This is a genomic window from uncultured Microbulbifer sp. (assembly GCF_947504145.1).
In the GTDB taxonomy this organism is placed as follows: domain Bacteria; phylum Pseudomonadota; class Gammaproteobacteria; order Pseudomonadales; family Cellvibrionaceae; genus Microbulbifer.
Window position 1 is genome coordinate 39,625 of record NZ_CANNGQ010000008.1, and the last position, 12,535, is coordinate 52,159.

Genomic DNA, 12,535 nt, shown 5'->3' on the forward strand with positions numbered 1-12,535 from the left:
CCGGTACAGGACATCCACGAGCAGAATTGAGGAATAAAGATCATGGCAGCAAAAGAAGTTAAGTTTGGTGATGACGCTCGTCAGAAAATGCTGAACGGCGTAAACATCCTGGCTGACGCCGTAAAAACCACCCTGGGCCCGAAAGGCCGTAACGTGGTACTGGACAAAGCCTTTGGCGCCCCGACCGTCACCAAAGACGGCGTATCCGTAGCCAAAGAGATCGAGCTGAAAGACAAGTTCGAAAACATGGGCGCACAGATGGTGAAAGAAGTTGCCTCCAAGGCTTCTGACACCGCCGGTGACGGCACCACCACAGCCACGGTTCTGGCCCAGGCCATCGTAACCGAAGGCCTGAAGTCCGTAGCCGCCGGCTTCAACCCTATGGACCTGAAGCGCGGTATCGACAAAGCCGTAGCTGCTGCAGTTGAGCACATCGCCAGCCTTGCCACGCCCTGTGCCGACAGCAAGTCAATCGCCCAGGTAGGCACCATCTCCGCCAACAGCGACGAACACGTTGGCACCATCATCGCCGAAGCGATGGAGAAGGTGGGCAAAGAAGGTGTGATCACTGTTGAAGAAGGTCAGTCACTGGAAAATGAGCTGGATGTCGTTGAAGGCATGCAGTTTGACCGCGGCTACCTGTCCCCGTACTTCATCACCAACCAGGAAAACATGACTGCCGAGCTGGACAGCCCGTTTATCCTGCTGGTCGACAAGAAAATCTCCAACATTCGCGATCTGCTGCCCCTGCTGGAGCAGGTAGCCAAGGCCTCCAAGCCGCTGCTGATCATCGCTGAAGATGTGGAAGGCGAAGCGCTGGCTACATTGGTTGTGAACAGCATGCGCGGTATCGTGAAGGTAGCTGCGGTTAAAGCGCCGGGCTTCGGCGACCGTCGCAAAGCCATGCTGCAGGACATCGCGATCCTGACCGGCGGCACCGTGATCTCCGAAGAAGTTGGCCTGGAGCTGGAAGCAACTACCCTGGAGCACCTGGGTACTGCCAAGCGCGTTACCCTGTCCAAAGAAAACACCGTAATCGTTGACGGTGCCGGTGACGTAGCCGACATTGAAGCACGTGTTAAACAGATCCGTGCCCAGATCGAAGAATCGTCTTCTGATTACGACAAAGAAAAACTGCAAGAGCGTGTTGCCAAGCTGGCCGGCGGTGTTGCAGTGATCAAGGTTGGTGCTGCCACCGAAGTCGAAATGAAAGAGAAGAAAGCCCGTGTTGAAGACGCCCTGCACGCAACCCGTGCTGCTGTCGAAGAGGGTGTCGTACCTGGCGGTGGTACCGCACTGGTTCGCGCTACGCAGGCGATTTCAGTCCAAGGCGACAACGAAGACCAGAACCACGGCATTGCCGCGGCACTGCGTGCCATGGAAATGCCGCTGCGTCAGATCGTTACCAATGCTGGTGATGAAGCCTCCGTCGTTGTAGACAAGGTGAAGCAGGGTGAAGGTAACTTTGGTTACAATGCGGGCACCGGCGAGTACGGCGATATGCTGGAAATGGGTATCCTCGACCCGGCCAAAGTAACCCGCGCTGCGCTGCAGGCTGCCGCATCTATTGCTGGCCTGATGATCACCACCGAAGCCATGGTTGCAGAGATCCCGGAAGAGAAGCCGGCTGCGCCTGACATGGGTGGCATGGGCGGAATGGGTGGCATGGGCGGCATGATGTAAGCCGGCCTATTAGCCAGACAACTGCTGGCCACAAAAAAACCCGCTTCGGCGGGTTTTTTTGTGGCCAATTTTTACAGTATGCCAATTAGTGCTCAGTTCCGGGTCAGCAAGCGATTTGATATACCGGTGCTGCTTCTGTTACTTCGCGACTGGGATTCAAGCAGTCCATCGGACTGAGTACGCCTTTACTGCCGCGGTTTACCACGTGTGTATAAATTTCGGTAATGCTTACGTCTGAGTGACCCAGTAATTCTTGGATCGTGCGAAGGTCGTATCCCGATTCGAGTAGATGCGTTGCAAAGCTGTGCCGGAACGCATGTGCTCGCGCCGGCTTGTGAATACCCGCGGCCTTCACTGCACGGCGAATCTGCTTGGCCAGCGCCGTAGGGTGTAAATGGTGCCGCCGCACTTCACCAGTACGCGGGCAAGGCCCAGTTTGGGATGCAGGAAACAGGAACTGCCATCCGAGTTCCTTGGGCGCACTGGGATATTTCCGTGCAAGTGCATCAGGGAGATATACATTGGCTAACCCATCCGCAATGTCCTGCTCGTGAAGAATGCGTACCCGCTCAATCTGGCGTCGCAGGTCTCCAATAAGTCCTTGTGGCAATATCGTTGTTCGATCCTTATTGCCCTTGCCACTCCGTACGAAAATATTGTTGCTCCCGAAATCAATATCTTTCACACGTAAAGAAAGCATTTCTGCCGAGCGTAAGCCCGAGCCATATAGTAGTTGTACGCGCAGTCTTCCAGGCCCAGAAAGGTGAGATAAAATCAGCGCAATCTCCGAGCGGCTGTACACCACTGGCAGCCTCCGAGGGCGCTTCGCCTTTGTAAACGAAAGGCCTTTCAGCTCAACCTCCAGAAACCGCGTAAACAGATAGACCAGAGCGTTCAGAACGATACGCTGAGTACCTACTGAACAATCACGCGCTTCCGACAAATGCGTCAGAAAATGCTCCACCTCTGGTACACCCATATCCTGTGGGTGCCGTTTGTCGTGAAAAAGAATGAAGCGTTTAATCCAGTGAATGTAAGTCCGTTCAGTCGTATAAGCCAGTCCTGCATCGCGCATGTGCAGCCGAAGAGTGTCCAAAAAACGAACGGGACGTACGGGAACTCTGTGTCTAAGATTGTCCATAACTTACCCGACGGTAACTGTTTTTATATACAGTAGTTGGTGGGCAACAAAGCGTCAAGGCCGGGTTCAGAAGCCTATGGCTTGTGTGCAGGGAATCGGATAGGCTAACTCATTGATATTCAAATGATTTGTGTATTCAATTAGGCCACCTAAAAAAGTGGAACAAAAGCCACTGGCTTCTTTTACAGGTAGGGGTGGTGAAGTTGGAATACGTAAAGTATTGATTTTAAAACGCCTTTCTGCGGGTTGTTGAGTAGTGTGCCAAGGAAAAATTCAATTTACAAAAGAAGCCTATGGCGTATGAATAAAACTGTTATGCATCAGAAAGTTCACGAACATGACAGAGTTAGATTGGAAAATATTTAAAGAGATTCGAGAGAAGGCAATGGATAAGCTTTCTCTTCGGGCTCTTAGTAATATAAGTAATATTCTGAATGATGATACTAGTTGTCCCAGTGAACGATGTATGGAAATTGATCAACTGATGAAGTCTCACAGTAGTGAGATGGACAATATTTTTGACAACCTCAGCCGCTCAAAAGCTGTTTTTCAGTTACTTCAAATCCGCTCAAAAAACCTAGTAGATAAAAATTATTTGGAGAGGTTGTCAGCAGAGTTCTTGGATCGTACTGCACCCAGGGCCCGTGCCAAGAATGCATAACAAGGCCGGGCAATTTGCTCCGGGCCTTCGGCCCTCCGCGGGACAGCTTACCTTGTGCACGTTTTGCGCAGGTCGCTTCGCTCCCATTTTTGCGCAAAACGTGCACAAGGTAAGCTGCCCCTGCCGGCGGCGTTAATGTTCAGGTTCATCATGCCGCCGCCTAAAAATTTCGGTGTGCTTGATGAACGATTCGGCGACCTCTAGCGTTGTAAAAGTGGTATCGCTAGCAGGGATTTACGGTTGATATAAAAAGCCCCCAGTGGTTTCCCTTCGTTAAGGTTTTCACTGGCGGCGGAAGAAAGAGAGTGGGGTTTTCCTTTTGGGCGTGTAAGCCGCTCCAGGGAAAGCGTGGCGTGGTACAGCCAATCGTGCCGCTCGCAGTATGTTGGTAATTTGAGGGCGTTGAGTTTGGTAGCCTTGTCAGTGTTAAATCACTTTCAGGTCATCAAACATTAACAAGGCCGGGCAATTCGCTCCGGGCCTGCGGCCCTCCGCGGGACAGCTTACCTTGTGCACGTTTTGCGCGGGTCGCTGCGCTCCCATTTTCGCGCAAAACGCGCACAAGGTAAGCTGCCCCTGCCGGCGGCGTTATGAGTAGCTCATGTTCAGAATTTTCAAGATCGCTCTACTAACATTAATTGCTATGTGTACCATTTTTGTTAGCGGTTTTTTTATTGTACTTGGTTGGTATAGCCCTAGTTGCGGCGAAGATTCGGAGGCAGTAGCGTTCGTACGTTCTTTATCTGAAGAACGGCTGGGGAAGCTATATTTTGACTTTGAGTCATTATCCAAAAGCGCCAATGTCCAGCCAGTCTATAGTTCGTACGGAGATGGAGAATCTTTACCATCACAGTTTCTTGACTTAAAAATAGTTAAGATGCGTCCGAGCCGCGGTTATATATTGGTGGAAGGTTGTATGGATCATGGTGTCGTCATGTCTTTTGATGGCCTTAAAAAACGAACCAAAAAGAAAATTACTTTATCTTGGGGGGAGGTTCCCCCTGATAGTGGGCATGAGGTTATATGGGTCGAGCGGTAAAATCCTTAGACTATGGGTCCAAGAGAGGGGGTTCAAAACTCATAACAATGCGCTGCAGGCCGACGGCCAACTTTGTGCACTTTATGCGCGGTCGCTGCGCTCCCATTATCGCGCATAAAGCGCCCAAAATTGTCCGCGGCTGAGCGCGGCGTTATGTGCAAGAAATAGTTCCGGAGTGAAGTGAAAAATTTAATAAGGTTCTACATTGCCGAAAACTCACTATTGATAGGGTTTACTGTAGTAGCAATTGTAGTTTCCCTGCTTGTATATTCTGGAATGCCCGCGTCGAAAACTTCATATACATGGGCTGTCGCAATAGAAAATTTCTATGTAGGATCTGACCTTGGTAATCGTTCGATGTTGAGGGTTAAGTTAAACGATGGAAGATTGGCCGACGTAAATGTATCTTCTGCGGGGCAAGTAAAAGTAGGTGAACAAATCTGCCTGTCAAAGAATACAACTAAGTTGGGCGCGGAGACCCTTCGCATTGTCCCTCCAGGGAAATGCACATAACAAGCAGCGGCAGAGCGACAGCCAACGCTACGCACCTTTTGTGTTACTCGCTGTCGCTCAAACATTAACACAAAAGGTACTCCGCGCTGGCTGCGCCTGCGCTGGGCGTTAACTTATACGGAAGTAAAATCGACAGAAGGAATTGAAATGCAGGTTTCGCATATAGAAACAATCAATAAATACGAGAAGTTGGGCTCTCAAGCGAGAGATATGGCATCCAGAAGCTTGCCAAGACATCTACTCGGAAAGATTGCGTTAGAAGCAATAGATCACAAGGCTCTTGCTGCTTTCAAATCGATAGATTTGGCTCAAGAGCGTTCAGTGAGCTGGGATTGGAATTTTTCTAGTCGTTACAAAATTTTCTATCCGAAGGCATTTGATCTTTCGGTATGGCATGGAAGTACTTTGTGCTCAATGACGCTTGGCCGGCCGACCTACAGAGGCACTGCTATACGTTTGGATTTTATTGAGCGTTTCAACAAGCATGTTTTGTTCGCAAATGATATGTTTCCTGTTTCATTGTTGGCATATGAAGCGTATGCGCGCCTGATCGGCGCGACTCAAATTAGAATCATGGATCCACTAAACGAAAAGTTAGTAAAATACTATTCGTCTCACGGTGGTTTTACTCTACGCCCAGGGAAACAAGGCGTACCGCACTACTTGGTGAAAAACCTATGAAAAATAGTGATGAATTAAAGAAAATTGAAGAGGAATTAAAGAAATCATCTGAAGATCTCTTTAAGCCTCGTCCTAAAGATATTGAAGATGAGTTGAGAAAGAAAGATACCTTTGGTTCCCCAGATAACCTGGTGGATCGGAGCGACGAGAAAGAATAAGTTAACAAAGCGCTGCAGGCCGACGGCCAACTTTGTGCACTTTATGCGCGGTCGCTGCGCTCCCATTATCGCGCATAAAGCGCCCAAAATTGTCCGCGGCTGAGCGCGGCGTTAAAACCATGAGGCCAGAAAATGAGTCGAAAATTTGAGAAGGCTTCAGGTCAATGTTTATGTGGAGCCGTCAAATATGAAATAGATGGAGAAATCTCTTCATTTCATATCTGTTATTGTTCTAGATGTAGGCACGCTACAGGTTCTGCCCATGCTTCAAGTATTTTTACCCAACCCGAAAATATTTCTTGGCGTTCGGGAAAAGAATTAATCCAGCGCTTCGAGCTGGAGTCCGCTAAAAGTTGGGCAAAACAGTTTTGTAAAGTATGTGGTTCTAGCGTGCCATATGTAAACCGGTCAGGTACATTTTTAGTCGTACCGGTCGGAAGTCTCAATGAAGATGTACACATCACACCAGATGATAGAATTTTTTGTGAAGATAGATGTACTTGGGTTGAGGGCATCCAGGATAGCCCGGAGTTTCCGGCGCTGCCAAGCAAGTTTTAACAAAGCGAGGCAGTTCGTTCCGGCCCTGCGGGCCTCCACCGGACAGCTTACTCTGTGCACTTTATGCGCAGGTCGCTTCGCTCCCATTTTTGCGCATAAAGCGCCCAAAGTAAGCTGCCGCTGCTCGCGGCGTTAATTGCCATGGATATAAAAACGCTAAGTAGAAAAACAACCGACTGGGCACAAAAAATCCCGGAAATTTGTGCAGTAATCTTGTTCGGTAGTCGTGCCAGAGGCACGGAGAAAGAGAGTAGTGATTGGGATATATGCTGCGTGCTGAACAGCCAGATAGATGAGGGATGGTACGGTACATGGCATTTCGAGGAGCAAGGTTGGAAAACACAGTTTTGTGAAATCACCGGGCTTCCAGAAAGTGACGTTCAATTCGTATCATCAACTAGCGACCAAGTAGTAAACGGGTTGCTCGAAGGAAGCAGAGTTCTGTATGTGCATCGCCCCAGCAGCAATTAACAAGGTGCTGCAGCTGACGTCTTACTTTATGCACGTTTTTCGCAGTCGCTACGCTCCTATTTTCGCGCAAAACGCGCACAAAGTAAGCCGCCGCTGAGCACGGCGTTATGAGTCATGAAAGTGAGATGTGCCGAACAAGAACTTCAAGAGTGCTTTGCGAACGTTAAAGACAGTGTTAATGCTGCACTCGGGCATTATCAAATTTGGTTCACCCTTAGAGGAAAAGGAAAAGCTATTGATGAGTATCTGAGCGTGATGAATGATTATCGGTATGTCGACTTCTTTCACGCGGCCAATATTGCTCACTATAAGCTCATGTTCATAGAAACGGGCTGCATATTTGATACTGATGATCGTGCCGATCGTTGCATGCGTCTGAAAGAACTGATGATTGAAAATGGATTTCGAGAGTTAGCAGCCAAATTTGATACGAATTTGAAACCTTTTCGAAAACTGGTTTCAAATATTCTTACAGTACGATCAAAATTAATCGCTCACAAAGAGTCGAATGTTGAGCCTGCGGATCTTTACGGCAAGCATGGCATTAAGCCAGATGACATTAAGGCACTACTAAACGAGCTCTCTGAATTAATGGGTAACCTAGAAAGTCTGATGAATAATGGAGCAAGCTGGAGTAGTGTTGGCCCTACGGATAGGTGGGAAAATGCTACGTATGGTTTGCTGGAAGTCCTTCGGGAAGGCCGAAACTCATAACAATGCGCTGCAGGCCGACGTCTAACTTTGTGCACTTTATGCGCGGTCGCTACGCTCCCATTTTCGCGCATAAAGCGCCCAAAGTTAGTCGCGGCTGAGCGCGGCGTTAAGTGTAATTTCGAGTCAATCTGAGGAAATAAAATGAAGAATTGGTACAAGAATCTTACGAAGCAGCAAAAAATATTTTCATATGCTCTCGCTTTAGTAGGTCCTTGGATAGGAGGAGTTACGGTCAAGTCTGAAGGGCTGGTTGTCATTCTTTATATCCCACTATGTATTCTCATATTCTTACAGCTCGGTCAGAAAGGTGAAAGCTCATGATGAGTGGTTATGAAAGACTTATAGAATTAGCAATCGAAACGGATACACCATCAACACCAGAAAAAATCCGGGAGTTGAATGTCTTGCTGTCAAGTCAGAGTGTCGAGTCAATCAATGAAGAGCATTTGTCGTTACTCGACGACCTAATATCTATATTATCTAATACAAATAATCTGTTTACTGAATACCGCGATTCCATTATTGCTTTGCAAGATGCCATCAGGTCGAAGTGAGGGCGGAAGCAGTCGCACACTTAACAAAGCCGGGCAATTTGCTCCGGGCCTTCGGCCCTCCGCGGGACAGCTTACCTTGTGCACGTTTTGCGCAGGTCGCTGCGCTCCCATTTTCGCGCAAAACGCGCACAAGGTAAGCTGCCCCTGCCGGCGACGTTAAGCGTAGGAGATTGAATTATGAGAGAGCTAAAAGTTTGGTATAGAGATTTACCACTAGCTGCTATCGGCTGGTTTCTTTACGTATATTTTGCAATGGCGATTTTTTGGTCGCAATACAACAAAATCAACCCCGTTCTTGCGAATTTAGCTTCAGATTTTGCCGTGAACAACCAAGCGTTGTTCAATGCAATTTTATATGCGCATGACACACTGATTAATCTTGTGCTTGCCATTCCTGCAGCATTTATTTTGGCAAAAATCATTAAAGTCCGCTCAATAATCGCCGTAACACTCGCTTCTCTGATAGTAGCTATTATCATGAACCGAGGTCTGTCTTCCGCGATACTCACATCAGGGAATTTCCAGATTATTTGGAGTGTATTAGTACTATTTATAACTTTGCCGCTGGCATTCTATTGCTTCGGTCGGAGCTCCAGTGCCAGCACCGCTTAACAAAGCCGGGCAGTGTGCTCCGGGCCTTCGGCCCTCCGCGGGACAGCTTACCTTGTGCACGTTTTGCGCAGGTCGCTGCGCTCCCATTTTTGCGCAAAACACGCACAAGGTAAGCTGCCCCTGCCGGCGGCGTTATGTTTTTAGAGAATCAAAATTTTGAAAAGAGACGATATTTGGGGGCTCCAGCGTACGAAATCCAAATACGCATGTATTAAGTGTGGGTTTTGGGTTCGAGAGGGCATGTTAGTATGCCCTAACTGTGGGCATGAGTTTTCAGAAAGTGATTGCAGAAAAATGATTTCAGTTTACAAGAAAAATTATTATGTAAATAAAAATGCCATTATTTTTCCATTGATCATGGTGGTTTTAATAATTTTAGCAGTACTTTTTTTTTGATGAATCAGATACACCCGGACCACGGAAAACATAACAATCACAGGCAGCAAGGCTCCGGCCCTTCGGGCCTCCGCGGGACGTCTTACCCTATGCATGTTTTGCGCGGTCGCTACGCTCCCATTTTCGCGCAAAACGTGCATAGGGTAAGCCGCCCCTGCTGTGGGCGTTATAACCAATCGAGGCAGTTCCAGGAATGAAAGCCTTTGAGTTAATGGCACAGTACAATAAATGGATGAATGAAAAAATATACACTTGTGCTGAAAAGCTCAGTGAGGATGAGTTAGCTGAAGATAGAGGTGCATTTTTTGGATCGGTTTTGGGTACGCTTAACCATATTCTCGTTGGTGATATTATTTGGTTAAAGCGCTTTTCGGAACATCCTAAAGATTTTTCATCGCTGATCTATCTGAGAAATCGAGCGCAACCTAAATCTCTGGCAGAAGTTACACATAGTGATTTATCTGTTTTGTCTAGTGAAAGAAAAATTATTGATGAAATAATAGTCAGCTTTTCAAAAGAAATATCGCAAACGGATGCCGACTCCTCGTTAAATTATCGCAATACAAAGGGTGAGGAGTTTAGCAAAAACTTCGGTCACCTTTTGCAGCATATGTTTAACCATCAAACGCATCACAGGGGACAGGTTAGTACTCTCTTTAACCAGCTTGGGCATGATGTAGGGGCTACTGATCTACTTATGTGCATCCCGAGTGATCCCCGGTTATAACAATCAGCGGCAGAGCGACAGCCAACGCTACGCACCTTTTGTGTTACTCGCTGGCGCTCAAACATTAACACAAAAGGTGCTCCGCGCTGGCTGCGCCTGCGCTGGGCGTTAAGCTATGAGTGAGGAAATTGAGTGAAGAAACGGTATGCTATCGGAATAATTGTTTTTCTTGTTTCAGCTTACACTTTCGCGGTCTATAAAATTTATCCCGATAAACTTGCATTGTGGATTAATGCCATCATTGCCGTATTGATTTCATCCGCGATGGCAGTGATTACTGGTTTGCTTCTATTCGAAAATCAGAGAAAAACGACATCTAAATCCGAGAAAGAGGATTTACGTAAAATTCTGAAAGCCGAAATGATTGATATCCAAAACACAATGGTTACAGAAGATTTGATGACCATCAATTTGCCGGGTGGTGTAACTCGTAAAGTTTTAGTCGCAAACATTCAACCTATAGCAATGGAAAAGGTGGCTTTATCAGGAAAATTTGATTCCAGATTGAGCCATCAACTTCTACATGTAGCGAGAAAAATAAGAATGCTTAATGTTATGGTTGAGTATTTTTTGAACTCAATTGGTCATGGCAATATTGACATGATCAATCACGCTGCGGGTAACATTGATTCCACAAGATCTGCAATTTATGACAATCTAAATCAGATAGCGAAAGAGCAGGGATTTGAGGCCGAAGAGGCAGCAGCTTAACAAGGCGCTGCAAAGGGACGGCTAACCTTGTGCACCTTTTTGCGCAGTCGCTTCGCTCCTATTTTTGCGCAAAAATGCGCCCAAAGTCAGCCGCCCCTGAGCGCGGCGTTAGGGCTCTTAGCCATGAAGAGATACTTTTTAGCGTCGATATTGCTCATTTCGCATTCTGCTTTTTCTGAAGATATGGTGCGAGTTGAGTCCTTATTGGCTCAAGGGAATGCGGAAATTGAAAAAGGTAAGTATGAAGCGGCTTACCATAGCTGTACCCAAGGTATCGCTGGGTTAGGCAACACTTATTTGAGCCAAAAAGTTATTGATGATACTGGTCAAAAGTTAGTTCTTGCCGAGGTGAGCGCAAAAGAGGGAAATTATAAAGTAGCTTCAGCTATAAGCTGTAGCTCACTGAGTAGTCGGGTATTCCTACATAATAGTAACAACGAGCGCGGCAGTGATATCAAGCCCTAACAATCACAGGCAGCGAGGCTCCGGCCCTTCGGGCCTCCGCGGGACGGCTTACTTTATGCACGTTTTGCGCGGTCGCTACGCTCCCATTTTCGCGCAAACCGTGCATAAAGTAAGCCGCCCCTGCTGTGGGCGTTAGATGTGCGCAGAGCAAAAACAAACATACATCGGAAGTTGGTCGTAATAAACGTAAGAATGGATTAGAGTTAATCTATCAGAAGAAATAAAGAGAGAGATTACGGGTGTCGTTTCAGTCATCAAAACGTGTTCCACATTTCAATGTGAAATCGCGCCGTAAAGTGTTGGGGAGAAAGAGAGATGGAGTTTGGTCATTTGCACTTTTTTAGTTCATTGCAGTCAAAAATGTAAATCTAGTTCAATTAGTTTAAAACTCGCACCATCAAAGTTAATGGCCAAACATAAATTACAAGGCTTACTTAATCAAAAAAACTGCGGGGCTAAAGTAAATGGCTAATCAATCATCTAACAAAGCGTTCATGTTCGCAGCCTTCGGCTGCTGGCACCTCCGTTTCGGTGCTTGGCTTTGTGTTGGTCGCTACGCTAACACAAAGCCAAGCACCTACACTCCGGCCCCATAACGCGGCGTTAACTTTTTAGAGCTATGCCGGAAATATTAGAAAAAAGGCACTTTGAAGATGTAGATGAAGAGCTTGGCTATTCCTATGTTGGGGATGACTATTGCATCATCTCTGGGAATACGAAGTTTTCATTGAGAAAATACGAAGATGAGGATCGGGTCATAATCTCCGATCCATGGGAGGTTAAATTTAGTTCGCCGGATACTCTTGAGCTAATTTGCTTTGTAAGAAATGTGCTTTTTCATAAAGACATAGAAATATGGCACGCAGAAGAGGGGTGTTACGAGCCCATTCCAAAGGTCTAACCGGGGTTCAAAGTTAACAAAGCCAGGCAGTAAAGCTACGGGCCTTCGGCCCTCCGCGGGACAGCTTACCTTGTGCATGTTTTGCGCGGGTCGCTGCGCTCCCATTTTCGCGCAAAAAGCGCACAAGGTAAGCTGCCCCTGCTAGCGGCGTTAGGGTCAAGCTGAAATGAGAAAGCATTTGACGGTTTTCGGTACGGTTGTCAGCTTCCTTGGAATTCTTTTGCTTTCATATGGACTGCTATTGTCATGCACGGAATACGTCGAAAATAACCCGGGTGATAAGCTCGCAGGGCTAAAATGTAGCGTTAGCTATTTAAAAATATACTTGGGAATTTTAGCTTTAGCGCTAGTTTTGGGGTTAGTAGGTTGGTCAAGATCAATCGTAAATGTAAAAATAATTTTTAGCCTTTTTACCCTGGTTCCGGCGGCGGGTTTGGTATGTGCCTGGTGCTGGCTTCAGAGCGTATAAACCCTAACAAGCGACTGTGGTGTCAACCACCCCAAATTTAAGTTGCGCACCACGCTTGTTTTTCTCGAATCATCGCATTCA

13 protein-coding genes are annotated in these 12,535 nt (G+C 47.1%); 12 read left to right on the plus strand and 1 reads right to left on the minus strand.

The features are described from left to right. The first annotated feature begins 42 nt into the window (after window positions 1–42). Window positions 43–1,683 carry a chaperonin GroEL gene (gene groL, locus Q1A74_RS18180; protein ID WP_299599660.1) on the plus strand — a complete coding sequence of 547 codons (1,641 nt, stop codon included), beginning with the start codon at window positions 43–45 and terminating at the stop codon, window positions 1,681–1,683. A 103-nt stretch (window positions 1,684–1,786) separates the two neighbouring features. On the opposite strand, the gene Q1A74_RS18185 is transcribed toward groL, so the two are convergent. After that, window positions 1,787–2,824 carry an integron integrase gene (locus Q1A74_RS18185; protein WP_299599662.1) on the minus strand — a complete coding sequence of 346 codons (1,038 nt, stop codon included), beginning with the start codon at window positions 2,822–2,824 and terminating at the stop codon, window positions 1,787–1,789. A 337-nt stretch (window positions 2,825–3,161) separates the two neighbouring features. Between Q1A74_RS18185 and Q1A74_RS18190 the strand changes: the two genes are divergently transcribed. From Q1A74_RS18190 to Q1A74_RS18240, 11 genes are all read left to right on the plus strand, one after another. Continuing rightward, window positions 3,162–3,485 (plus strand): hypothetical protein, encoded by a 324-nt coding sequence (locus tag Q1A74_RS18190; protein ID WP_299599664.1) that lies wholly within the window; start codon window positions 3,162–3,164, stop codon window positions 3,483–3,485. A 601-nt stretch (window positions 3,486–4,086) separates the two neighbouring features. Next, entirely contained in the window at window positions 4,087–4,524 is a 438-nt protein-coding gene (locus Q1A74_RS18195) for a hypothetical protein (protein WP_299599666.1), read from the plus strand. A gap of 660 nt (window positions 4,525–5,184) precedes the next feature. Next, window positions 5,185–5,718: a hypothetical protein gene (locus Q1A74_RS18200; RefSeq protein WP_299599668.1), complete on the plus strand. Its 534-nt coding sequence runs from the start codon at window positions 5,185–5,187 to the stop codon at window positions 5,716–5,718. Next, window positions 5,715–5,876 (plus strand): hypothetical protein, encoded by a 162-nt coding sequence (locus tag Q1A74_RS18205; protein WP_299599670.1) that lies wholly within the window; start codon window positions 5,715–5,717, stop codon window positions 5,874–5,876. The genes Q1A74_RS18200 and Q1A74_RS18205 overlap by 4 nt, the downstream gene beginning before the upstream one ends. Before the next feature lie 132 nt (window positions 5,877–6,008). Next, complete coding sequence (locus Q1A74_RS18210; RefSeq protein WP_299599672.1) at window positions 6,009–6,434, plus strand: GFA family protein; 426 nt, start codon at window positions 6,009–6,011, stop codon at window positions 6,432–6,434. A gap of 141 nt (window positions 6,435–6,575) precedes the next feature. Next, entirely contained in the window at window positions 6,576–6,905 is a 330-nt protein-coding gene (locus tag Q1A74_RS18215; protein WP_299599674.1) for a nucleotidyltransferase domain-containing protein, read from the plus strand. 114 nt (window positions 6,906–7,019) lie between these two features. Next, complete coding sequence (locus Q1A74_RS18220; protein ID WP_299599676.1) at window positions 7,020–7,619, plus strand: hypothetical protein; 600 nt, start codon at window positions 7,020–7,022, stop codon at window positions 7,617–7,619. A 731-nt stretch (window positions 7,620–8,350) separates the two neighbouring features. Beyond that, entirely contained in the window at window positions 8,351–8,785 is a 435-nt protein-coding gene (locus tag Q1A74_RS18225) for a hypothetical protein (RefSeq protein ID WP_299599678.1), read from the plus strand. A gap of 589 nt (window positions 8,786–9,374) precedes the next feature. Further along, a complete protein-coding gene (locus Q1A74_RS18230) occupies window positions 9,375–9,908 on the plus strand; it encodes a DinB family protein (RefSeq protein ID WP_299599680.1) in 534 nt (177 codons plus the stop codon). 132 nt (window positions 9,909–10,040) lie between these two features. Next, window positions 10,041–10,619, plus strand: coding sequence for a hypothetical protein (locus Q1A74_RS18235; RefSeq protein ID WP_299599682.1), 579 nt, complete (start codon window positions 10,041–10,043; stop codon window positions 10,617–10,619). Between the two features lie 123 nt (window positions 10,620–10,742). Further along, entirely contained in the window at window positions 10,743–11,084 is a 342-nt protein-coding gene (locus tag Q1A74_RS18240; RefSeq protein ID WP_299599684.1) for a hypothetical protein, read from the plus strand. Window positions 11,085–12,535: the final 1,451 nt, after the last annotated feature.